The 21,916-nt window shown below is 70.9% G+C and carries 22 protein-coding genes and 1 pseudogene; 7 read left to right on the plus strand and 16 right to left on the minus strand.

The window, feature by feature from the left end:
- Window positions 1-84 precede the first annotated feature (84 nt).
- Window positions 85-627, minus strand: a complete 543-nt coding sequence (locus tag ABT123_RS08480) for an RNA 2'-phosphotransferase (protein WP_351311100.1) — start codon at window positions 625-627, stop codon at window positions 85-87.
- A gap of 144 nt (window positions 628-771) precedes the next feature.
- Between ABT123_RS08480 and ABT123_RS08485 the strand changes: the two genes are divergently transcribed.
- Complete coding sequence (locus ABT123_RS08485) at window positions 772-1,527, plus strand: aquaporin (protein WP_351311102.1); 756 nt, start codon at window positions 772-774, stop codon at window positions 1,525-1,527.
- A gap of 98 nt (window positions 1,528-1,625) precedes the next feature.
- Here ABT123_RS08485 and ABT123_RS08490 read toward each other — a convergent pair whose 3' ends face one another.
- The 4 genes and pseudogenes from ABT123_RS08490 to ABT123_RS08505 form a co-directional block, all read right to left on the minus strand.
- Window positions 1,626-2,540 (minus strand): MerR family transcriptional regulator, encoded by a 915-nt coding sequence (locus ABT123_RS08490; RefSeq protein ID WP_351311104.1) that lies wholly within the window; start codon window positions 2,538-2,540, stop codon window positions 1,626-1,628.
- A gap of 10 nt (window positions 2,541-2,550) precedes the next feature.
- Window positions 2,551-2,736, minus strand: a pseudogene (locus tag ABT123_RS08495) (metal-dependent hydrolase); the annotation flags it as partial.
- 5 nt (window positions 2,737-2,741) lie between these two features.
- Window positions 2,742-4,514, minus strand: a complete 1,773-nt coding sequence (locus tag ABT123_RS08500) for an SDR family oxidoreductase (protein ID WP_351311106.1) — start codon at window positions 4,512-4,514, stop codon at window positions 2,742-2,744.
- The gene (locus ABT123_RS08505) at window positions 4,511-5,344 is read right to left on the minus strand and encodes a M24 family metallopeptidase (RefSeq protein WP_351311108.1); all 834 of its coding nucleotides are present in this window, start codon (window positions 5,342-5,344) and stop codon (window positions 4,511-4,513) included. The genes ABT123_RS08500 and ABT123_RS08505 overlap by 4 nt, the downstream gene beginning before the upstream one ends.
- Window positions 5,345-5,580: 236 nt before the next feature.
- Here ABT123_RS08505 and ABT123_RS08510 point away from each other — a divergent pair, with 236 nt between their 5' ends.
- From ABT123_RS08510 to ABT123_RS08530, 5 genes are all read left to right on the plus strand, one after another.
- Entirely contained in the window at window positions 5,581-6,543 is a 963-nt protein-coding gene (locus ABT123_RS08510) for an ABC transporter ATP-binding protein (protein ID WP_351311110.1), read from the plus strand.
- A complete protein-coding gene (locus ABT123_RS08515; protein WP_351311112.1) occupies window positions 6,533-7,420 on the plus strand; it encodes an ABC transporter permease in 888 nt (295 codons plus the stop codon). Before ABT123_RS08510 ends, ABT123_RS08515 begins: the two co-directional genes overlap by 11 nt.
- On the plus strand, window positions 7,417-8,328 hold the full coding sequence (locus ABT123_RS08520; protein WP_351311114.1) for an ABC transporter ATP-binding protein: 912 nt from the start codon (window positions 7,417-7,419) through the stop codon (window positions 8,326-8,328). Before ABT123_RS08515 ends, ABT123_RS08520 begins: the two co-directional genes overlap by 4 nt.
- 14 nt (window positions 8,329-8,342) lie before the next feature.
- Entirely contained in the window at window positions 8,343-9,062 is a 720-nt protein-coding gene (locus tag ABT123_RS08525; protein ID WP_351311115.1) for an ABC transporter permease, read from the plus strand.
- Between the two features lie 82 nt (window positions 9,063-9,144).
- A complete protein-coding gene (locus tag ABT123_RS08530; protein ID WP_351311117.1) occupies window positions 9,145-9,783 on the plus strand; it encodes a rhomboid-like protein in 639 nt (212 codons plus the stop codon).
- Here the strand turns inward: ABT123_RS08530 and ABT123_RS08535 are convergent, their stop codons facing one another.
- Both ABT123_RS08535 and ABT123_RS08540 read right to left on the minus strand, forming a co-directional pair.
- A complete protein-coding gene (locus ABT123_RS08535; protein WP_351311119.1) occupies window positions 9,784-10,428 on the minus strand; it encodes a response regulator in 645 nt (214 codons plus the stop codon).
- 10 nt (window positions 10,429-10,438) lie between these two features.
- Window positions 10,439-11,422 (minus strand): sensor histidine kinase, encoded by a 984-nt coding sequence (locus ABT123_RS08540; RefSeq protein ID WP_351311121.1) that lies wholly within the window; start codon window positions 11,420-11,422, stop codon window positions 10,439-10,441.
- Between the two features lie 74 nt (window positions 11,423-11,496).
- On the opposite strand from ABT123_RS08540, the gene ABT123_RS08545 reads away from it, so the two are divergent.
- A complete protein-coding gene (locus ABT123_RS08545) occupies window positions 11,497-11,949 on the plus strand; it encodes a hypothetical protein (protein ID WP_351311123.1) in 453 nt (150 codons plus the stop codon).
- Between the two features lie 133 nt (window positions 11,950-12,082).
- On the opposite strand, the gene ABT123_RS08550 is transcribed toward ABT123_RS08545, so the two are convergent.
- The 9 genes from ABT123_RS08550 to ABT123_RS08590 form a co-directional block, all read right to left on the minus strand.
- Window positions 12,083-12,889, minus strand: a complete 807-nt coding sequence (locus ABT123_RS08550; RefSeq protein WP_351311125.1) for an HAD family hydrolase — start codon at window positions 12,887-12,889, stop codon at window positions 12,083-12,085.
- Entirely contained in the window at window positions 12,886-14,163 is a 1,278-nt protein-coding gene (serS, locus tag ABT123_RS08555) for a serine--tRNA ligase (protein ID WP_351311127.1), read from the minus strand. Before serS ends, ABT123_RS08550 begins: the two co-directional genes overlap by 4 nt.
- A gap of 527 nt (window positions 14,164-14,690) precedes the next feature.
- On the minus strand, window positions 14,691-15,626 hold the full coding sequence (pheA, locus tag ABT123_RS08560) for a prephenate dehydratase (RefSeq protein ID WP_351311129.1): 936 nt from the start codon (window positions 15,624-15,626) through the stop codon (window positions 14,691-14,693).
- A 42-nt stretch (window positions 15,627-15,668) separates the two neighbouring features.
- The gene (gene efeB / locus ABT123_RS08565; protein WP_351311131.1) at window positions 15,669-16,952 is read right to left on the minus strand and encodes an iron uptake transporter deferrochelatase/peroxidase subunit; all 1,284 of its coding nucleotides are present in this window, start codon (window positions 16,950-16,952) and stop codon (window positions 15,669-15,671) included.
- Window positions 16,953-16,957: 5 nt separating this feature from the next.
- Entirely contained in the window at window positions 16,958-18,955 is a 1,998-nt protein-coding gene (locus tag ABT123_RS08570; RefSeq protein ID WP_351311133.1) for a copper resistance CopC/CopD family protein, read from the minus strand.
- Window positions 18,956-18,977: 22 nt separating this feature from the next.
- The gene (locus ABT123_RS08575) at window positions 18,978-19,475 is read right to left on the minus strand and encodes a copper chaperone PCu(A)C (RefSeq protein ID WP_351311135.1); all 498 of its coding nucleotides are present in this window, start codon (window positions 19,473-19,475) and stop codon (window positions 18,978-18,980) included.
- The gene (locus ABT123_RS08580; RefSeq protein ID WP_351311137.1) at window positions 19,472-20,122 is read right to left on the minus strand and encodes an SCO family protein; all 651 of its coding nucleotides are present in this window, start codon (window positions 20,120-20,122) and stop codon (window positions 19,472-19,474) included. Before ABT123_RS08580 ends, ABT123_RS08575 begins: the two co-directional genes overlap by 4 nt.
- 67 nt (window positions 20,123-20,189) lie before the next feature.
- Window positions 20,190-20,933, minus strand: coding sequence for a YcnI family copper-binding membrane protein (locus ABT123_RS08585; protein ID WP_351311139.1), 744 nt, complete (start codon window positions 20,931-20,933; stop codon window positions 20,190-20,192).
- Between the two features lie 110 nt (window positions 20,934-21,043).
- Window positions 21,044-21,880: a hypothetical protein gene (locus ABT123_RS08590; RefSeq protein ID WP_351311141.1), complete on the minus strand. Its 837-nt coding sequence runs from the start codon at window positions 21,878-21,880 to the stop codon at window positions 21,044-21,046.
- Window positions 21,881-21,916 lie beyond the last annotated feature (36 nt).

Here is a 21,916-nt window from a genome sequence, read left to right on the forward strand (position 1 = left end):
GGGCGACCGCGAGGACCCCCCCTCACAGATCGTGGGGATCAGCGTAGGGCGAGGGTCGGACAATCTCTTCCGGAATTTGCGGAGTTACGGCAGCCGCAGGAACTGCGGCGGTACGGCATCCACCAGCCACACCCCGTTGGCGCTGATCCGGAACACGTGTCCGGCGGCGCGCATGGCGGCGGCGTCCACGGAGAGCACCACGGGACGGCCTCGGCGGGCGCCGACCCGGGTTGCGGTCTCCCGGTCGGGGGAGAGGTGGACGTGGTGGCGGCGCATCGGGCGCAGCCCCTCGGCGCGGATGGCGTCCAGCGCTGCGGCGACGGTGCCGTGGTACAGGAAGGCGGGCGGTTCAGCCTCCGGCAGGTCGAGGTCCACACCCGAGACGGTGTGGCCCTGATTGGCGCGGATCCGGGTGCCCTCGACGGCGAACCGCTGTTTGTCGTTGGAGGCGACGACGTGGTCGAGTTCGGCGCGAGTGAAGGGGAATCGGTGATTCCTGGCGGCGCGCAGGAGATCGTCGATCTCCACCCAGCCCTGCGGGTCGAGCACCAGTCCGATGCGTTCCGGCTGATGACGCAAATGTTTCGAGACGTACTTGGACACTTTCACAGTGCGTTTTTCGTCCATGGCCACAGAGTGCCTGGCCGGCGGCGGTTCGGGGAGTGATTTTCGGCCCCCGGCTCCTCCCGGACCCCCTCTATCGCACTTCCAAGATACGGAATACATTTTCCGTAAACCTGCCATCCGGCCTCGGCCCTTGAGGGAGCCCCCATGACCGTCCCCGCCTCACTCGCCCGCCGAGCAGTCGCCGAATTCATCGGCACCGCCGCCCTGCTCCTGGTGGTGATCGGATCCGGAATCCAGGCTGCCGCTCTCAGTGCCGACACCGGTGTGGCCCTGGTCGCCAACTCGCTCGCCTCCGCCATCGGCCTCGGCCTGATCATCACCCTGTTCGGCCCGATCTCCGGGGCCCACCTCAACCCCGTCGTCACCCTCACCTCGTGGTGGGACCGTCGCACCGGCAACCCCGACGGCCTCACCGGCCGCCAGGCCCTCCTCTACACCGCCGCCCAGACGGGCGGCGCGATCGCCGGCGCCCTGCTCGCGGAAGTGATGTTCGGCCGCACCCCCGGCACCTTCGCCACCCAGGTCCGCGATGGCGGGCATCTGCTCATCGGCGAGATCGTCGCCACCGCCGGCCTGGTCCTCGTCATCCAGGGCCTCGGCCGCATCGGACGCCCCCGGCTCATCCCCGCCGCCGTCGCCGCCTACATCGCTGCCGCGATCTGGTTCACCTCCTCCGGTTCCTTCGCCAACCCCGCCGGGACCGTCGGCCGCGCCTTCACCGACTCCTTCACCGGCATCGCCCCCGCATCACTGCCCGGTTTCGTCGCCGCCCAGCTGCTCGGCGGGATCCTCGGCCTGACCCTCGCCGCCGTCCTCTACGGCCGCCGGCCCGCCGCCTCCGCCCCTGCCGACCGGCCCGCCGCCTCCCCGCTCAACCAGACTTACGAAACAGTCAGTTGAACCGTCCACAGGTTGCGTGACTTGTCCACAGCCGATTCGGTGGGAATTGCACGCAAACGAGTGATCCGCCCTGTGGACGGAGCACGCGGGACCTGCCGTCAGACACTGCCCCTACGCGCCAGATCGTTCATCGTCCGGGCCTGGAGCTCCCGCTCCGTTGCGGCTCGGACGAAAGCCGCCACATGCTCGGCCCCCACCAGCTCCTGCACCGCCCGTACCGTCTCGGCCGGCAGCGCCACCGGGGTCGGGCCGCTGGGCTGCGGCGGGCCCGCCGCCCCCAGATGCCGCTGCAGATGGCGGGTCGCGAAGAGCCGCATCGCCCGCGCCAGCTCGGCGTCCACCGTCTGCTGCGCCAGCGGGCGCAGCCGGCGCACCAGGGTCGCCGCCTCCGTCGCATCCGCGTCCGTCGGAGGACGGTGGCCCAGGTAGCGGGCGAAGACGTGCTCCGTGGTGAACTCCAGGAACCGCGAGGCGATGTGCTCCACCTGCCCGCGCAGCTCCCTCAGATGCCCGGTGATCGCCGCCAGCGGCACCCCCGCGGCATGCAGTTCCGCCGCCACCGCCAGCTCCTGCGGGGAGGGCACCAGAAACTCGTCCTGGCACCCCGGGACCCGCTCCAGCACCCCCAGCTCACAGGCCTCGTCCACCGCCAGGTCGTCGGACCGGCCGCCGAACCGCTCGTTGAGCTCCTCCCGGGAGATCCGGGCCGCCTCCTCGTCCGTCCACGGCCCGTGCACCTCCGCCACCAGACCGAGTACCCCGCCCAGCCCGCGGCCCGCGTCCCAGGCCTCCAGCAATTCCTTGATGGAGGCCAGGGTGTAGCCGCGGTCCAGCAGATCGGCGATCTGGCGCAGCCGCGCCAGATGCGTGTCCCGGTACACATTGGAGCGGCCCCGCCGCTCCGGCTTCGGCAGCAGCCCGCGGTCCTGGTACGCGCGGATGGTGCGCACCGTGGCACCGCTGTGGTGCGCCAGATCCTCGATCCGGTACTCGGCCACTGCCTGCTCGGACAATCCTCGCTCCCTACGCCATGGCGGCTCGGTCGATGGCCCCCGCCGCGGCCCGCGCGGCAGGCGAAGCCGCCAGGTACGCGACCGCCCTGCGCAGCGAGCCTTCCTGCGAGGGATGGTACGACCGCCGGAACCAGCGGGATATGGCCATGCCGAGCTCTCTCCAGCCCGGCAGCAGCCCCTTGGCCACCGCCCGGTCCCCGCTCACAACCTGGGCTCCAGCCTCGCCAGCCTCCTCAGCACCCGCGGGCTGAAACGGGACAGGAACAGGGCGCCCTTGGACTCGGGGGTCACCGGCACCACCGCCCGGTTGTGGACCACGGCGTCGAGGATCGCCTCGGCGACCTTCTCCGGCGGGAAGTTCCGCAGCCCGTACAGCCGGGCCGAGCGCTGCTGGCGGCGCTTCTCCTCCGCCGCGTCCACCCCGGCGAACCGGGCCGTGGAGGTGATGTTGGTGTTGACGATGCCGGGGCAGATCGCGGAGACCCCGATCGACCGGGAGGCCAGCTCGGCGCGCAGGCACTCGGACAGCATCAGCACCGCGGCCTTGGAGGTCGAGTACGCGGGCAGGGTCTTGGACGGCAGGTAGGCGGCGGCCGAGGCGGTGTTGACGATGTGCCCGCCCTGCCCGCGGTCGGCCATCTGGCGGCCGAATATCCGGCAGCCGTGGATGACCCCCCACAGGTTGACGTCCAGGACCTTCCGCCAGTCCTCGGAGCTGGTGTCGAGGAAGGCCCCCGACAGTCCGATCCCGGCGTTGTTGACCAGGACGTCCACGATCCCGTATTCGGCGGCGACCTTCGCGGCGAGCTTCTCCATCGCCTGCTCGTCGCTGACGTCCACGCATTCGCCCCAGGCCTCCGGCGCCCCGATCAGCCGGGCCATCTCCGCGGTCCGCGCGGCCCCCTCGGCGTCCCGGTCCACGGCCACCAGCCGGGCACCCGCCTCGGCGAACGCGAAGGCCGTGGCCCGGCCGATGCCGCTGGCGGCCCCGGTCACCAGGACCAGCTGCCCGCCGAACCGGTCCGCGTACCGCCCCGGGGCCCGCCGCTCGGGCGCCGGACCGGGCACCTCTTCCCTGGCGGTCACGAACTCGGTGATCCAGGCGGCCAGCTGGTCGGGCCGGGTCCGGGGCACCCAGTGCTTGGCCGGCAGGGTCCGCCGCACCAGCTCCGGCGCCCACAGCTCCAGGTCGTCATAGAGCCGCTCCGACAGGAAGGCGTCCCCGGTCGGGGTGATCAGCTGAACGGGAACGTGCGCATAGGCGTCGGAACGCGGCCGGCGCAGCCGCGGCCGGATGTTGTCCCGGTACAGCCAGGCGCCGTGCGCCGCGTCCGAGGGCAGCGAGGCCGTCGGGTACGCGCCGGCCGGAACGTTCTCCACCCGCTGAAGCACCTTCGGCCACCGCTTGCCGAGCGGACCCCGCCAGGCCAGTTCCGGCAGCACCGGGGTGTGCAGCAGGTACACGTACCAGGACTTGGCGCCCTGCCCGAGCAGCTGTGCGGCCCGGCGCGGGGTGGGCCGCAGCATCCGCTTCTTGATCCAGTGCCCGAAGTGGTCCAGCGAGGGCCCGGACATGGAGGTGAAGGAGGCGATCCGCCCCTCGGTCCGCTTGACGGTGGCGAACTCCCAGCCCTGGACGGAGCCCCAGTCGTGCCCGACCAGGTGCACCGGCCGGTTTGGGCTCACGGCATCCGCCACCGCCAGGAAGTCGTCGGTCAGCTTCTCCAGGGTGAACCCGCCGCGCAGCGGCTGCGGGGCCGTGGACCGGCCGTGCCCGCGTACGTCGTACAGCACCACGTGGAAGCGCTCCGCCAGCTGCTCGGCGACCTCCGACCAGACCTCCTTGCTGTCCGGGTAGCCGTGTACGAGCAGGACGGTCGGCCGGTCCGCCTCGCCGAGTTCGACGACGCACAGTTCGACCCCGCCCGTGCTCACCCAGCGCTCGCGTGCCCCCGCCAGCTCCGTCCCGCTCATGCCACCCTCTCCTCGGTCTCGGCCCAGCGCCGCACATGCGGCAGATCCTCGTCCAGCCAGAACGCGCTCTCCTCGGGATCCTTCGAGTCGGTGACGACCAGGATCTCCTCGAACTTCGCGCCGGTACCCCGGAAGCCCAGATGGGGCTCCACCGCCCACAGCCCGGGCTGCGGCGGATGGTCGGAGAACTTGTACGGGCTCCACAGCGGGGACCAGCCCTCGCGGTGTCCGTGCAGGGCATCGCTCGCCAGCCCCTTGAGGGACTGGGTACCGAATCCGAACACGGTCGGCGACCAGCGCCGCTCCTTGACCCGGTCCACCTTGTGGGCGATCACCCCGAACGGATAGGCGCGGTGCCGGTTCGCATAACCCTGCCGGACCATCAGCCGCTCGACGTCCTCGTAGATCTCCCGCAACGGCCGCCGCTCACGGACCTCGGCGAGGATCAGCTCGCGGTGCGCCCGCAGATCGTCCATCAGCCGGTCCTGCACCGGGTTCAGCCCCAGGCTGCCCGAGTAGCCGATGTCCACCGCATACCCGTTGAGGATCGGGGCGGCATCCAGGATGAACGGCATTCCCGGCTCCAGCCGCCGGTTGGTGGGGAAGAACTGCAGCGGTATCCGGAAGTTCACGAAGGCCGTGCGGTCACCGAACCAGGCGAAGGGCAGGTGGAACCAGTCCCGCACCCCCCGCTCGCGCAGCCAGTCGCGCTGCATCCGGGCGGCGTCCCGCTCTGTGACACCGGCCTTGAGCTGCGCCGAAACCGCCTCGGCGCACGCATAGGCGAGCCGCTGCACTTCCCTGAACCCGCGAAGATCGTCCCCTGCCATGCCAGCCGTCCGTCCCGTAGCCGTACGTGCCCGTAAGTTGACACTGATGAATGTGACAATGCTCGGAGGTCACGTCAAGGGTCGCGCACGGACGGGAACCGAACTCCGGCGCAAGTTGGCTCCCCGGAGCCAGCCCCGCATCAGCCTCCCGTACGGGCGTGTAGTCCTGAAGGCGGAGACAGGGTCCCGCTCCAGGTCTGACGTCCTGCGGCAGCCGCACCACTACCGTCAAAGCCGTGACTGTCATTGCGACCGAAAGCCTGAGCAAGCGGTACCCCCGAGTGACCGCCCTCGACCGGCTCTCCTTGGACATCGGGCCCGGCGTGACCGGCCTCGTGGGTGCCAACGGAGCCGGCAAGTCCACGCTGATCAAGATCCTGCTGGGACTGTCCCCCGCCACCGAGGGCCGTGCCGCCGTACTCGGACTCGACGTCGCCACGCACGGCAGCGCCATCCGGGAACGCGTCGGCTACATGCCCGAACACGACTGCCTGCCGCCCGACGTCTCGGCCACCGAATTCGTCGTCCACATGGCGCGCATGTCCGGACTGCCGCCGACCGCGGCCCGCGAGCGCACCGCCGACACCCTGCGCCACGTCGGGCTCTACGAGGAGCGCTACCGCCCCATCGGCGGCTACTCCACCGGCATGAAGCAGCGGGTCAAGCTCGCCCAGGCCCTTGTCCACGACCCCCAGCTGGTCCTCCTCGACGAGCCCACCAACGGCCTGGACCCGGTCGGCCGGGACGAGATGCTCGGACTGATCCGCCGTATTTACACCGACTTCGGCATCTCGGTCCTGGTCACCTCGCACCTCTTGGGCGAACTGGAACGGACCTGCGACCACGTCGTGGTCGTCGACGGCGGCACGCTCCTGCGCTCCAGCTCCACCAGCGACTTCACCCAGACCACCACCACCCTCGCGGTGGAGGTCACCGACTCCGACACCCACCCCGACGGCACCGCGGCCCTCCGTCAGGCCCTCGCCTCGGCCGGGGTCACCCTCCACGCGGGAGAGGAACAGGGCCTGCCCGGCGCCGGCCACATCCTCCTCGTCGAGGCCACCGGCGAGCAGATCTACGACACCGTTCGCGACACCGTTGCCGAGCTCGGCCTCGGCCTGGTCCGCATGGAACAGCGCCGCCACCACATCGCCGAGGTCTTCAAGGACCCGAAGGGAGCCGGTTCCGATGGCAACTGACACCTCCACCCAGATCCACAACATCGGCTACCGCTCCTACGACGGCGCCCGGCTCGGCCGCGCCTACGCCCGCACCTCGCTCTTCTCGCAGTCCCTGCGCGGCGCCTACGGACTCGGCCGCTCCGCCAAGTCCAAGATCCTCCCGATGATCCTCTTCGCGGTCATGTGCGTCCCCGCGCTGATCATCGTCGCGGTCGCCATCGCCGTCCCCGGCTCCACCGACCTGCCGATCAAGTACACGACGTACGCCATCACCACCCAGGTGGTCATCGGCCTCTACCTCGCGTCCCAGGCGCCCCAGTCGGTCTCCCGGGACCTGCGCTTCAAGACCGTGCCGCTCTACTTCTCCCGGCCCATCGAACGCGTCGACTACGTCCTCGCCAAGTACGCGGCGATGGCCTCGGCCCTGTTCATCCTCACCGCCACCCCGCTGCTGATCATGTACATCGGCTCGCTGCTGGCGAAATTCGACTTCGCGGACCAGACCGAAGGGTTCGCTCAGGGACTGGTCTCCGTGCTGCTCCTCTCCATCCTCTTCGCCGGCCTCGGGCTGGTCATGGCCGCACTCACCCCGCGCCGCGGTTTCGGCGTCGCCGCCGTCATCGCCCTTCTGCTGATCCCCTACGGCGCCGTCTCCACCATCCAGGTCGTCGCCATGGAAACCGGCAACAGCAGCGCCATCGAGTGGATGGGCCTGTTCTCCCCGATCACCCTGATCGACGGAGTCCAGACCGCCTTCCTCAACGCCGACTCCGCCTTCCCCGGCGGCGACGGCCCCTCGGCCGGCGTCGGCATCGTCTACCTGCTCGCCGTCTTCGCCCTCATCGCCGGCTCCTACGCCGCGCTGATGGCCCGCTACCGGAAGGCCGGGCTGTGACCATCATCGACATCGACCACACCTCCCGCTGGTTCGGGAACGTCGTCGCCGTCAACGACGTGACCATGCGCATCGGCCCCGGGGTCACCGGCCTCCTCGGCCCCAACGGCGCCGGCAAGTCCACCCTCATCAACATGATGGGCGGCTTCCTCGCCCCCTCCACCGGCACCGTGACCCTCGACGGCGCCCCGATCTGGCAGAACGAAACGGTCTACCGGCACATCGGCGTGGTACCCGAGCGGGAATCCATGTACGACTTCCTCACCGGCCGCGAATTCGTCGTCGCCAACGCCGAACTCCACGGCCTCGACGACGCCGCCGCCCAGCGGGCCCTGGCCACCGTCGAGATGGAGTACGCCCAGGACCGCAAGATCGCGACCTACTCCAAGGGCATGCGGCAGCGCGTCAAGATGGCCTCCGCCCTCGTCCACGACCCCTCCGTGCTGCTGCTCGACGAGCCGTTCAACGGCATGGACCCGCGCCAGCGCATGCAGCTCATGGACCTGCTGCGCCGCATGGGAGAGGAAGGCCGGACGGTCCTGTTCTCCTCCCACATCCTCGAGGAGGTCGAACAGCTCGCCTCGCACATCGAGGTGATCGTGGCCGGCCGGCACGCCGCCTCCGGCGACTTCCGCCGGATCCGCCGCCTGATGACCGACCGCCCGCACCGCTACCTCGTACGCTCCTCCGACGACCGGGCGCTCGCCGCTGCCCTGATCGCCGACCCCTCCACCGCCGGCATCGAGGTCGACCACAAGGAAGGCGCCCTGCGCATCCAGGCCGTCGACTTCGGCCGCTTCACCGAGCTGCTGCCGCGCGTCGCACGCGCCCACAGCATCCGGCTGCTGACGGTCTCCCCCTCCGACGAGTCCCTCGAGTCGGTCTTCTCCTACCTCGTAGCGGCCTGAAGGAGCTGGCACCGATGTACAACCCCACCGTCGCCCGGCTCACCTACCGGGCCCTGCTCGGCCGCCGCCGCGCGCTGATCCTCTTCGCGCTGCCCGCCCTGCTGATCGCCATCTCCCTGGCCGTCCGCGCCTTCACCGGCGTCGACGACAAGGTCGCGGCCGACCTCCTCGGCGGCTTCGCCCTCGCCACCATGGTCCCGCTGATCGGCGTCATCGCCGGCACCGGAGCCATCGGACCCGAGATCGACGACGGCTCGATCGTCTACCTGCTCGCCAAGCCGGTGAAGCGCCCGACGATCATCATGACCAAGCTGATCGTCGCCGTCGCCATCACCATGGCGTTCTCCGCGATCCCCACCCTCATCGCCGGATTCATCCTCAACGGCAACGGCCAGCAGATCGCGGTCGCCTACACCGTGGCCGCGCTCATCGCCTCCGTCGCCTATAGCGCGCTCTTCCTGCTGCTGGGCACCGTCAGCCGGCACGCGGTGGTCTTCGGCCTGGTCTACGCACTGATCTGGGAATCCCTCTTCGGCAGCCTGGTCTCCGGAGCCAAGACCCTCAGCGTCCAGCAGTGGGCCCTCTCCCTCGCCGAGAAGGTTGCCGGACCCGGTTATGTGGACGCCGCCGTCGGTCTGCCCACAGCCGTGACCCTGCTCGCCGTCGTCACCGTGGGCGCCACCGTCTACGCCGGCCAGAAACTCCGCCGCCTCACTCTCGCCGGCGAGGAGTAACCGGCGGCGCGACCGCGACACCTGTGCCCCGCCCGGCCACCTGCGCCGGGCGGGGCACAGGTGCACGCGTCATGATCGGGACATGCTGCCGCCGCATGCCGAGCCCGAGCCCTCCCGGCCCCTGCGGTCCTGGGTGCGCTCCTCGCCCGGAACGCACATCTGGCTGCTGATCATCGCCGTCACCAGCCTCATCGTGGCCATCGCCCCCGAGCAGCCCGAACACGTCCTGCTGCACCGCAACAGCAGCAATGTCCACGAACTCGTCCAACACCCGATCCGGTCACTCATCACCAGCGCCTTCTGGATCGAGAACCCCGCCTCCCTCGCCCTCTACGCCCTTCTCTTCGAGGTGTTCCAGGCGCCCGTGGAACGCTGGCTGGGTACCCTGCGCTGGTTCGTCATCATCGCAACCGCCCATATCGCCGCCACCCTGGCCAGCCAGCAGATGGTCCTGATGGCCATCGAGGACCATCGCGCCCCGCGCAGCATGGCCCATGTGGTCGACATCGGCGTCAGCTACGGACTGGCGGCTGCCATCGGAGTCCTCACCTACCGACTGCCCCACCCCTGGCGCTGGCCCTACCTGATCGGTACCGTCGCCGTCTTCGGGATCCCGCTGCTCAGCGGGGCCACCTTCACCGATTTCGGGCACGCCGTCGCCCTCGCGGTCGGTCTGCTGGCCTGGCCCCTCACCCGGCACCCTGTTTCACGTGAAACATAGTCAGCCGGCCGCCGCCTGAACCACCCCGTGCTCCCATGCCCACGAGGCGATCCCCACCCGGTTCCGCACCCCCAATTTCGCCTGCACATTGGCGATATGGGTCTTGGCCGTCCCGGCACTGATGAACAGCTCCGCGCCGATCTCCGCATTCGTCAGGCCCCGGGCCACCAGCCGCACGATCTCCAGCTCCCGCTCGGTCAGCGGATGCGGAGCGGGAACCCTGGCAGTCGGCTGTTCGGCGAGCCGGCTCAGCAGCCGCACCGTGATCTGCGGGCTGATCATCGTGTCCCCCTGTACGGCCGCCCGCACCCCCTCGATCAGCAGGGCCGGTCCCGACCGCTTCAGCAGGAACCCGCAGGCGCCGTTCCGCAGCGCGGTGTGCACGTATTCGTCGAGGTCGAAGGTGGTCACCACGACCACCTTGGTGACCGGCGCCAGTAGCCGGGTCACCTCCAGCCCGTCCAGCTTCGGCATCCGGATGTCCGCCAGCACCACATCCGGTCGCAGCTCCCGGGCCAGGGCCACCGCCCGCTCCCCGTCCTCCGCCTCCCCCACCACGCTCATATCCGGCTGAGAATCGAGAATCAGCCGGAATCCGCTGCGAACATCCGCCTGGTCATCCGCTATCAGAATCCGCGTCGTCACCCGGCCATGATCACCCCTGGGGGGCCGCCACCGCCGGGAAAACCGCACGAACCAGCCAGCCGCCCCCGTCCACCGCCCCGGCCGTCAGCGTCCCCTCCGCAGCCTCCACCCGCCCCCGCAGACCCTCCAGCCCGGTCCCGCTCCGGCGCCGGGCCCATCGCCCCCGCCCGCCCCGGCCGGCCGCGGAATTGGCCACGCTCAGCTCGATCCCCACCCCGGCCCGCCGGACCGCCACCGTCACCTCCGCGGCCCCGGGCGCGTGGCGCCGTACGTTCGTCAGCGCCTCCACCGCCACCCGGTACGCCGTGCTGTCCGCCTCCCGGGACAGCCCCGCCATCGCCGCCGGATCCGCCTCCAGCACCCCGCCCTCGAACCTCTCGACCAACGCGGGCAGTTCCGCAAGCCCGGGAGTCGGCGCCGTCGGCCCGCCGCCCGCAGCCCGCAGCGCGTGCACCGTACGGTCCATCGTGGCCAGCGCGTTCAGCCCAGCCGCCTCGATCCGCTCCAGGGCCGCCACCGCCTGCCGCGGATCCTGCTCCGCCACGAACCGCGCCGCCTGCGCCTGTACCACGATCGCGCTGACGTCGTGCGCGACGAAGTCGTGCAGATCGCGGGCCAGTTCGAGCTGCTGCTCCCGCCGCGCCTCGGTCACCGCCCGCCGCGCCCGCCCCGCCTGCCGCCGCAGGTGCGCACCCGCAGCGACCGCCCCCGCGGCCGGCAGGGCCCAGAACAGCGCCGCCCCGGACGCCTCCAGCCACCCGGCGTCCGGCATCAGGGACACCGGCCAGTACGCCACCGCCACCCCGCCCAGGACGCAGCCGGTCCAGGCCCATGACCGCGGCGACCAGCGGGCCGTGAGCGCCAGCATCGGCAACAGCACCACGACCCCCAGCAGTGTCCTTGCGGCGGGCGCCCCCAGCACGGAGGCGACCAGCAGCAGGACGGCCCCCAGGGCCAGCGAAGGCGCGTACCCGGCGCGTAGTTTCGAGATCACCCGCCCGGGCCACGGACACCGTTCCCGGGGTCTCCCCCCGGCTCGTCCGGATCGCCAGGTTCGCCTCGCTGACCGTGCTGCCCAGCTGCCTGTGGCGGCTCCTGATCGCCTTGGGCGTCCCCATGGGCTGGGGCCCGGGCAGCGACCTGCACCACTCGTACTTCCCGGGCTGGGCATCCCTGGTCCTGCTCTCCGTCTGCGCCCTCCAGGAAGCTGCGGGCCTGCTGAGTCTCGGCCTGGTGCAGCGCTGGGGCGAGCAGGTGCCCCGCTGGGTGCCCGGCTGGGGCGGACGCCGGATCCACCCCGCGGTGGCCCTGGTCCCCGCCGCGCTCGGCGCCCTCGCGGTCACCGGCATCACGTTCCTGGGCGCCTGGGTGTGGAACGACACCAACGCCGCGAATCCCAACTCTCCCACCGGGTTCTTCGGGTCGGTCTTCACCCTGACCTACGCGCCGCTGCTGCTGTGGGGCCCGCTGCTGGGCATCCTCACCGTCGCCTACTGGCGCCGCCGCCGGATTCACGGCTGATGCACAGAAATTCGCTGGTACGGGACCACCCGCCCGGGCAGAGTGGATCGTGCGGGGAGCAACAAAAAGGTCCGGGGGAGCCACTTCGAGCGCGCCATACGGCGCGGGCTGCCCCGGACCACCTCACACGTTCCTACGCTGCGCCCAGCAAGCGCTCCAGCACCACCGCGATGCCGTCCTCCTCGTTGGAGGTCGTCACCTCGTCCGCGACAGCCTTCAGATCACGGTGGGCGTTGGCCATGGCCACACCATGGGCCGCCCAGCCGAACATGGGGATGTCGTTCGGCATGTCGCCGAAGGCGATGGTCTCGGTCTTCTTCACACCCAGCCGACGCGCCGCCAGCGAGAGCCCCGTCGCCTTGCTCAGCCCCAGCGGCAGTATCTCCACCACGCCCGGCCCGGCCACGACCACGTCGACCAGCGCCCCGACGACCTCCTTCGCCGTCGTGGCCAGGGTGTCGTCATCCAGCTCGGCATGCTGGATGTAGAGCTTGGTGAGCGGGGCCGCCCACAGCTCCGCCGTGTCCTTCAGGAACACGTACGGCAGCGGCCCCTCCTGCACCTGGTAGCCCGGACCGACCAGCACGTCGCCGTCGATCCCGTCCCGGCTCGCGGCCAGGAACACCGAGCCCAGCTCCGCCTCGATCTTGGCCAGTGCCAGCCCGCCGAGCTGCCGGTCCAGGGTCACCGAGGTGAGCAGCCGGTGCTCCCCGGCGTGGTAGACCTGCGCTCCCTGGCCGCACACCGCGAGCCCCTGGTAGCCCAGGTCGTCGAGGATGTGCCGGGTCCAGGGCACGGCACGGCCGGTGACCACGATGTGCGCGGCACCCGCCGCGGTCGCCGCGGCGAGCGCCTCGCGTGTCCGCTCGGAGATCGACTCGTCGGCCCGCAGCAGCGTGCCGTCGAGATCCGTGGCGATCAGGCGGTACGGAAGGCTCACTTGGCGACCGGCTCCAGGACCTCGCGGCCACCCAGGTACGGGCGGAGCACCTCGGGCACCCGCACCGAACCGTCGGCCTGCTGGTGGTTCTCCAGCAGCGCCACGATGGTCCGCGGTACGGCGCACAGGGTGCCGTTCAGCGTGGCCAGCGGCTGGGTCTTCTTGCCGTCCCGCAGACGCACCGACAGACGGCGGGCCTGGAAGCTGTCGCAGTTCGAGGCGGAGGTCAGCTCGCGGTACTTGCCCTGGGTCGGGATCCAGGCCTCGCAGTCGAACTTGCGGGAGGCGGAGGCGCCCAGGTCGCCGGTGGCGACATCGATCACCTGGAACGGCAGCTCAAGGCTGGTCAGCCACTGCTTCTCCCAGTCCAGCAGGCGCTGGTGCTCGGCCTCGGCCTCCTCCGGCGCGACGTAGGAGAACATCTCCACCTTGTCGAACTGGTGGACGCGGAAGATGCCGCGGGTGTCCTTGCCGTACGTGCCGGCCTCACGGCGGAAGCACGGGGAGAAGCCGGCGTACCGCAGCGGCAGCTTGTCCGCGTCGATGATCTCGTCCATGTGGTACGCGGCGAGCGGTACCTCGGAGGTGCCGACCAGGTAGTAGTCGTCCTTCTCCAGGTGGTAGACGTTCTCCGAGGCCTGGCCGAGGAAACCGGTGCCCTCCATGGCCCGCGGACGCACCAGCGCCGGAGTCAGCATCGGCACGAAGCCGGCCGCGGTGGCCTGCGCGATGGCCGCGTTGACCAGCGCAAGCTCCAGCAGGGCGCCGACACCCGTGAGGTAGTAGAACCGCGAGCCCGACACCTTCGCGCCGCGCTCCACGTCGATGGCGGCCAGCAGCTCGCCGAGCTCCAGGTGGTCCTTGGGCTCGAAGCCCTCGGCGGCGAAGTCGCGGATCGTGCCGTGCGTCTCCAGGACGGCGAAGTCCTCCTCGCCGCCGACCGGCACGTCCGGGTGGACGATGTTGCCCAGCTGGAGCAGCAGCGCGCGGGCGGCGTCGTCCGCCTCGTTCTGCGCGGCCTCGGCGGCCTTCACGTCCGCCTTGAGCTGCTCGGCCTTCTTCAGCAGCTCCGCCCGCTCCTCCGGGGAGGCCTTGGGGATCAGCTTGCCGAGAGACTTCTGCTCGTTGCGGAGCTCGTCGAATCGGACGCCCGAGGACCTGCGGCGCTCGTCGGCGGAGAGCAGTGCGTCGACGAGCTCGACGTCCTCTCCACGGGCGCGCTGCGAGGCGCGGACACGGTCGGGGTCTTCACGGAGCAGCCGGAGGTCAATCACCCCTCCAGGCTACCGGGCGGGGCTTGAAGGGATCACACCGATATCACGCTGCGTGTCGCTATGTCCTAATTGCCGCGAATGCAAAACTGTTGCCGTGTGGCCGGAACCGGGTGGCCTCGACGATCGATAAAAGGGATCCGATTCCCTGAAATGGGGCACATCGGCGACCTTGGTGCACCTCTTGTGCACGGCCTGAGCAGCCGACTTGTCCACAGGAATGGAGCGGGAAGGCGTCTTGTCCACAGGCTGTGGCCGGTCTCTGTGGACAGAATTGGGGATCAATCCCGGGGAGGCTCGGGGTGGGGCGAATCGGGGTTCAAACCACCCTCACACACTCATTCGGGTGGGAATGACTCGCCCCAAAGAGTTGATCGGTGATGCGCGGGTGACGCCGTTCACCTACCGCTCGCTCATGCGAAACCTGAGTCCCCGACCGATTTGTCGACCTTGCGGTCTCCCGGTGTCGACTAATCCACAGGCCTGAGGGCCCGCCTGTGGATAACTCGGTGGATAACTCGTGGACAACTTTACGGACGGCCGTCGAGGCAGCGTGTCAGCCAGTCGGAGGCCGCCGTGAAGTCGCCGTCGGTGGTTCCGGCGCGGGCGGCGCGGATGTCACCCTGCGCGACACCGGCCCGCGGATAGGAGCCGAGGAAGCGGACCTGCGGGCAGGTCCGCCTGAGGCCCATCAGCGCCTCGCTCATCCGGCGGTCGGAGATGTGGCCTTCGGCGTCCACGGCGAAGCAGTAGTTGCCGATGCCTTCGCCGGTGGGCCGGGACTGGATGAGCATCAGGTTGACCCCGCGGACCGCGAATTCCTGGAGGAGCTCGAGCAGGGCTCCGGGGTGGTCGTCGCCGAGCCAGAGCACCACGGAGGTCTTGTCGGCGCCGGTGGGGGCGGCCGGCCGGGCCGGTCGGCCGACGAGGACGAACCGGGTCTCTGCGTTCTCCGCGTCGTGGATCTCGGTGACCAGGGGTTCCAGCCCGTAGGTGGCGGCGGCGAACTCCCCGGCGAAGGCCGCGTCGAAGCGGCCTTCCTGGACGAGTCGTGCGCCGTCGGCGTTGGAGGCGGCCGACTCCCACACCGCGTCGGGCAGATGGGCGCGCAGCCAGTTGCGCACCTGCGGCTGCGCCACCGGGTGCCCCGTGACCGTCTTGACGTCGGACAGCTTGGTGCCGGGCCGCACCAGCAGCGCGAACGCGATCGGCAGCAGTACCTCGCGGTAGATCATCAGCGGTTCGCCGGAGGCCAGCTCGTCGAGAGTGGCGGTGACTCCGCCCTCCACCGAGTTCTCGATCGGCACCAGCGCCGCGGCGGCTTCTCCGTTGCGTACGGCGTCCAGGGCGGCCGGGACCGACACCATCGGGACCAGTTCCCGGGTGGCGGCTTCCGGCAGGGTGCGCAGGGCGGCTTCGGTGAAGGTGCCCTCGGGTCCGAGATAGGTGAAGCGAGTGGCCGACATGCGGTCAGCCTAATGCCGGGGCGGGCCGCCCTGTGGTGCCGTTCACCCCTCGAGCAGCCGCTGGCCGACGTACTCCCCGGGCTTGGGTCCGGCGGGGACGGCGTACAGTCCGCTGGCTTCGTGCCGGATGAACGCGGACAGGGCGTCGCCCCGGTCGAGCTTGCGCTGGACGGGGACGAACCCGCGGAGCGGGTCGGCCTGCCAGCAGACGAACAGCAGACCGGCGTCCGGGGTGCCGTCCGGGCCGATTCCGTCGTGGTACGAGAAGGGCCGCCGGAGCATGGCCGCGCCGCCGTTCTGCTCGGGCGCGGAGATGCGGGCATGGGCGTTGGAAGGGATGACGGGCTTGCCGTCGGCGCCGAACCGGTTGAGGTCGAGCTCGGTGGTCTCGGTGCCGCCGGTCAGCGGCGCGCCATTGGCCTTCTTCCGGCCGATGATTTGTTCCTGCTGCTCGAGGGGCTGCTTCTCCCAGTCGTCGAGGAGCATCCGGATGCGGCGTACGACGGCGTAGGAGCCGCCTGCCATCCAGGCGTGTTCGGCGGGGCCGGGGCCGGCGTCCGGGACGAAGATCCGCCGGTCGAAGTCGGGTTCCGCGGGCTTGGGATTGCCGGTGCCGTCGACCTGGCCCATCAGGTTGCGGGCGGTCATCGGGGTGCCGGTGGCTCCCGGGGAGCGGTTGAAGCCGTTCATCTGCCACCGGATGCGGGCCGCGTCACCGGCTTCCTTCTGGAGGGTCCGCAGGGCGTGGAAGGCGACGAGTCCGTCGTTGGAGCCGATCTGGATCCACAGGTCGCCGTTGCTGCGCTTGGGGTCGAGCCGGTCCGCGGAGAAGTCGGGCAGCGGGTCGAGTGCCGTGGGCCGGCGGTGGGCGAGCCCGGTGCGGTCGAAGAAGGAGTGGCCGAAGCCGAAGGTGACGGTGAGGGAGCAGGGCCCGGCGTCGAGGGCGATTCCGGTGTCGGCGCTCGCAGCGGGTTCCCCCGCCATCAGCCGGCGGGCGCTGTCGGACCAGCGGCGGAGCAGGGCGACGGCCTCCGTGCGGCCGGCGCCGGGGGCCAGGTCGAGGGCGAGGAGGTGGCCCTTGGCTTGGAGGGGGGTGGTGATGCCGGCCTGCCGGTCGCCGTGGAAGGCGACCGCGGTGCTGCCCAGGGTGGACAGGGCGCCGGGGTTGCCGGTTCCGGTTCCGGTGCTGTTGCCGGTGTCGGCGAGTGCGGAGTGGCCGAGGGCGCCGCCGGCCGCGCCGAGCGCGAGTCCGGCGGCGCCGGCCGCGCCGACGGTGCCCAGCAGCCGCCTGCGGGAGATTTCGATGTCGGTGGTGCTCTCGGTCACGCTGCTCAGCCGATCTTCACGTTCTTGTTGACGGTCACTTGGTCGATGTCGGAGGTGCGGACGGTCACGTCGATGCGCCACTCGCCGGCCAGCGGGAGCTGGACCCCGTTCGCGCTCCAGTGCCCGGCGGCGGCGCGGTCCGGGACCAGAGGCAGGGGACCGATGTCCTGGGCGGGGAGGGTGAAGGAGACCTTCACCTCGGGGGCGTCGAGGGGCTGGCCGTCCGCGCCGTCGACCCACAGGTGGAGGGTGTTGGCGCCGGTCCGGCCCGGGTCGAGTTCGAGGCGGGCGGTGCCCTTGCCGTTCTGACCGCCGGTGTCGAAGGGCAGGCTGATCTTGATGGGGCGGTTGGGGACGGCGGTGTCCGTGGCGGTGTTGCGGCCGACCTCGAGTTCCGCGGCCCGGCCGGGTTCGGTGCTGGTCAGCAGGGTGGTGACGGCGAGCAGTACGGCGGCGACGGCGGCTTCGGTGAGGACCGAGCGGCGCAGTCCGGCGCGGTCGGGGTCGGCGTCGCGGATCTGTTGCTTGCGGGCCTTGGTGCGGGCGGCCTGCTGCCGGGCGAGCTGGGCGGCACGTTGGGGATTGGCGGGGACAGGATCGGCGGGGACGGAAACCGGCTCCGGCTCGGGTTCCGGCCCCGGCTCCGGCTCGGCGCCCTGGGCGGTCGCTGTTTCACGTGAAACATCGCTGCGGGTGGCCAGCCGGGCGGTCCACCTGCGGGACAGCCAGGCGACTCCGACGAGGACGGCGACAAGGCCGATCTTGATGAGCAGGAGCTGTCCGTAGCCGGTGCCGGTGAGGGCCGACCAGCTGCCGACCTGCCGCCAGGCCTGGTAGAGGCCGGTGGCCGCGAGGACCAGAACGCTGGTGAAGGCGATCCGGGAGAAGCGCTGAACGGCCTCGCGGGGGAGGGCGGGGCTGGTGTGGAGGGCGACCAGCAGGGCGGTGAGCCCGCCGAGCCAGGTGGCGACGGCCAGCAGATGGAGGATGTCCACGGGCATGGCGATGCCGGTCTGGATGCCGGTGGAGGCGTGTTCCGACAGGGCCCAGGTGGCGGCGATGCCGCCGGCCACAACGGTGCCGCCCACACCGAGGCCGAAGGTGAGGTCGCTGAGGTCCTTCGCGTCCTCGGCAGTGTCCTCGGCGGCGTCCTTGGCGGTGTCCTCCGAGGCGTCCCCGTCCGGGCTGCGACGAGCGTAGGAACCGAAGAGCACGGCGATGAAGAGGGCGGCGGCGCCCAGCAGCAGCAGTCGGGAGACCAGGGAGGCGCCGGTCTTGGTCTCCAGTACGGCCTTCAGCCCGGCGAGGTCGAAGGCATCGGCGAACTGCCCGGACCCGGTGTACGGGTGGCGCAGGACGAGCATCGCGAGCGTGGCGGCGGTGAGGGTCACCCAGGCACGCAGGACGAGCTTCTGCAGGGGGCGTTCGGCGGCACCGCGGCGCCAGCACAGCAGGATGAAGGCGGCGCTGCCGACGAGGACGGCGAACCCGGCGTAGGCGGCGTAGCGCGCGATGTCGTAGGCGATGCCGACCGGGCCGTCGCCGGCCTGTCGGGTGGGCAGGGTGACGCTGGTGGCGGAGGGGGCGCCGATGGAGAAGGTGAAGGCGCCGGAGATGGGGTGGCTGTCACCGGACACGGCCTGCCAGGCCACCGTGTAGGTGCCGTTGGGGAGTCCGGTGTGCAGGGCGGTGCCGTAGCGGATGACGGATCCGCTGCACAGGTCGCGGAGTTCGCCGGTGTCGACGCGCTTGCCGCGGGGGTCCATGACGCGGATGGAGTTGTCGCCCATGGCGACCTTCTCGGAGAAGGAGAGGGTGACCTGGGCGGGCGCCGTGGCGACCACCGCCCCGTCCTTGGGGTCGCTCGCGGTGAGTGCGGCGTGTGCCGTGGCCGGTGTGGCCGCGGTGAACATGGCTGCCAGCAGGGCTGCGAGGACCAGCACGAGCCGCGGCAGGAAGGCCGCGGCGGTGGTGCGGGCCAGGGATGGGGCGGTGGCCGTCATGGCGTGTCAGTCCCTCGGTCCGTCAGTGGGAGTTTTCGTTCTGCGGGTTGTGGGTCCGTTCCTTCACGTCGAGTTCGACCTTGACAGGGTCGGCCTTCTCGAAGCGCAGTTCGATGGTGATCTTGTCGCCGACCTTCGGCTTGTTCTTGAGGCCCATGAACATGACGTGGTTGCCGCCGCGTTCCAGCTTCAGCTCGCCGTCCGCCGGTACGTCCATGGACGGAACCTGCTGCATCTTCTGGTTCTTGGTCTCGTGGATCTGCACGTCGTCGGAGAGCGGGCTGGTGACGGCCGTGAGCTTGTCGGCGGTCGAGGAGCCGTTCTTGATGACCATGAAGCCGCCGGCCATCTTGTCGTTGACGGGTTCCGGCACGAAGGCGCCGCTGACCGTCATAACGGGCTTCTCCGGCTTGGCCGGCTTGTCGGAGCCGGAGCCGGAGTCGGAGGAACAGCCGGATATGGCGAGGGCGGCCGTCAGGGAGAGGGCGGCGGCGAGGGTGCGGGTGGTGCGGCGGTTCACGGGTTCTCTCCCTTGATGAGCTTCGGCAGGTCCTTGGTGTAGGCGTCGGCGCTGGTGTCCTCGCCGTAGAGGACGTAGCCCTCGTCGGTCTTGGGGGAGAACGCCAGAACCTGGGCGCCGTGCATGGAGACGACGCTGCCGTCGGCCTCCTTCTTGGCGGGGTCGATGCCGATGCCGATGCTGCGGGCGGCTGCCTGGATGGTCGTGAAGTCGCCGGTGAGTCCGATGAAGGACGGGTCCTGGGCCTTGAGCCACGAGCCAAGGGATGCGGGGGTGTCCCGCTCGGGGTCGGTGGTGACGAACACGACCTGGAGCTTGTCCTGGTCCGCCTTGGGGAGAGCCTTCCGGGCCACGGCGATGTTGCTCATGGTGAGCGGGCACACGTCGGGGCAGTTGGTGTAGCCGAAGTAGATGAGCGTGAGCTTGCCCTTGGTCTGCTCACGCAGGTTCCACGGCTTGCCGGTGGTGTCGGTGAGGACCAGCTCCGGCTTCGGGAAGGGCCGGTCGAGCACGGTGCCCGCCGTGGTCTTGGCCGGGGCGTTCACCTGGGCCACGGAGCCGGCGGCGGGCTTGTTGTCGCCGCAGGCGGAGAGGGTGAGCGCGGCTGCCGCTGCCAGGGCGGCGACCGTCACACGTGTGGTGCGCATGGAGAGATGTCCCTGAGATCGGGGATGTACGGACTTCATGACTGTGGAGATCGGTTGAAGCGCGAGGTCAGGAGGTGCGGCGGCGGGAAGCGACACCGAAGGCGACGCCGCCGAGGCCGACGACGATGCCGGTGATCCCGAGGGCGCGGGCCGTGGTGTCGGAGCTGCTCTCGGCGGCCTTGTCGTGGCCGCCGTCCTTGGCGTCCTTGGTGCCCTTCGCGTCCTTGCCGTGGGCGTCCTGCTTGCCGCTCTTGTCGTCGCCACCGTGGTGGTCGTCGCCCTTGGCGGGGGTCAGCGCGAGCACGGGGGCAGGGTTCTGCGGCTCCTCGGCGCCTTCCTTGGGCTCCTCGATCCAGCGCACGACCTCGTTGTTGTCGTAGGTCTGGATCGCCTTGAAGACCAGCTTGTCGGTGTTCTCGGGCAGCTTGCCGACCGAGACGGGGAACTGCTGGAACTTGCCGGGCCCGATGGTCCCGCCGGTCCAGGTGATCTTGCTGACCGCCTCGTTGATCTGCTTGCCGTGCACCGTGAGCGGCTTGTCGAGCTTGGTCTTCTCGACGGTGACCGTCCAGCCGGGGATGTCCTGCGGCATGGCGGAGGTCAGCGGGTGGTCGGTCGGGAAGCTGACTTCCAGCTTGTTCGTCGAGGCGTTGTCGCGCTCGTTCGGCACCTTGAAGTTGATCGTGGCGTAGCCGCCCTGGGCGGCCTCTCCGGCGGGCTGCACGCTGACGTGCGCGAAGGCGGTGCCGGAGAGCACGAGGACGGAGCCGGCGGCGAGCGCGGCGGCGAAGGAGACGCGAGAGGTCTTCATGGCGGGACTCCACGGGAGCAGGAATGACGGTGGCCCCGCGCACGGGCGCGCGCGGAGTGTGCGGCACCGGTGCTTCCGCCCCTGTTCAGGGGTGGTGCTCTGGGGCCGCGTCAGGCTGCGAGTGCGTATGCCGCGGGGGGTCCCCGCCGGATGACCGTGTGCTGGAGTGCGGCCCGGCCGGGGGTGCCGGTCCGGTCCGGGGTGGTGCGGGCCCGCGGGGTAGCGGGAGCCGTACCGGCGAGTCCGGCGCAGAGGGCCCGTACGAAGGCCAGTGCGGCGCGCAGGGCCCGTACCGGAACGGCTTCGGCGGACCGCCGGGACAGCCGGACGATGCGGAACAGGGCGGCGTCGCCGCGGCCGAGCAGCCAGCCGGCGGCGACCGCGGCCAGCAGGTGGCCGAGCAGCATGGGCAGGCTGAACAGCCCGGTCGCCGGTTCGGCGGCGGCATGGGCAGCCTGGGCGGCGTGCGTGTGCGCGGTGTGGGCGGCCTGCCCGGCGAGGGCGGCGGTGGCGGTGTCGGGGTCGATCCCGGCGGCTTCGAGGATCCGGCGGGCCTGGCCGGGGCTGAGCGGGAGGGAATTCCCGCCGCAGACCAGCCGGGCCGCCAGGGCCGCCAGCGAGGTGTCGGAGGCCGCCGGGCCGGCCGCCGCCCTGGCCGCCGTGGCGGCGGCTGCGTCGTGCTGGCCGAGGCCGAACAGGGCGTGCAGCGCGAGCTGTCCGCCGGCGAGTCCGGCGGTGATGCCGGGCAGGCTCCGGCGGCGTCCCGCGAGGGGGGCCGCAAGGGCGAACACGGCGAGGAATCCGGCGCCTATCGCCCACCAGGGCACGGTGGCACAGGAGGCCAGGGCGTGCCCGGCCGCGGACAGCACAACGCAGACCGCGGTGAACACCGCGGCCCGGATGAGCCGGAGTCCGGCTCCGGCGCGTGCCGTCTGGGGGGCAGTCATGGCCGGGCCATCATCGCACTGCGCTTACCGCTTCCC

This window comes from Streptomyces sp. NPDC002054 (assembly GCF_040296685.1).
GTDB lineage: Bacteria > Actinomycetota > Actinomycetes > Streptomycetales > Streptomycetaceae > Streptomyces.

Coding starts and splice junctions, on each gene's coding strand:
- ABT123_RS08525 (WP_351311115.1), top strand. CDS start 8,343: ATGTACAACCCCACCGTCGCCCGGCTCACCTACCGGGCCCTGCTCGGC.
- ABT123_RS08485 (WP_351311102.1), top strand. CDS start 772: ATGACCGTCCCCGCCTCACTCGCCCGCCGAGCAGTCGCCGAATTCATC.
- ABT123_RS08500 (WP_351311106.1), bottom strand. CDS start 4,514: ATGAGCGGGACGGAGCTGGCGGGGGCACGCGAGCGCTGGGTGAGCACG.
- ABT123_RS08530 (WP_351311117.1), top strand. CDS start 9,145: ATGCTGCCGCCGCATGCCGAGCCCGAGCCCTCCCGGCCCCTGCGGTCC.
- ABT123_RS08505 (WP_351311108.1), bottom strand. CDS start 5,344: ATGGCAGGGGACGATCTTCGCGGGTTCAGGGAAGTGCAGCGGCTCGCC.
- ABT123_RS08570 (WP_351311133.1), bottom strand. CDS start 18,955: ATGACGGCCACCGCCCCATCCCTGGCCCGCACCACCGCCGCGGCCTTC.
- ABT123_RS08590 (WP_351311141.1), bottom strand. CDS start 21,880: ATGACTGCCCCCCAGACGGCACGCGCCGGAGCCGGACTCCGGCTCATC.
- ABT123_RS08480 (WP_351311100.1), bottom strand. CDS start 627: ATGGACGAAAAACGCACTGTGAAAGTGTCCAAGTACGTCTCGAAACAT.
- ABT123_RS08585 (WP_351311139.1), bottom strand. CDS start 20,933: ATGAAGACCTCTCGCGTCTCCTTCGCCGCCGCGCTCGCCGCCGGCTCC.
- ABT123_RS08515 (WP_351311112.1), top strand. CDS start 6,533: ATGGCAACTGACACCTCCACCCAGATCCACAACATCGGCTACCGCTCC.
- ABT123_RS08580 (WP_351311137.1), bottom strand. CDS start 20,122: ATGCGCACCACACGTGTGACGGTCGCCGCCCTGGCAGCGGCAGCCGCG.
- pheA (WP_351311129.1), bottom strand. CDS start 15,626: ATGTCGGCCACTCGCTTCACCTATCTCGGACCCGAGGGCACCTTCACC.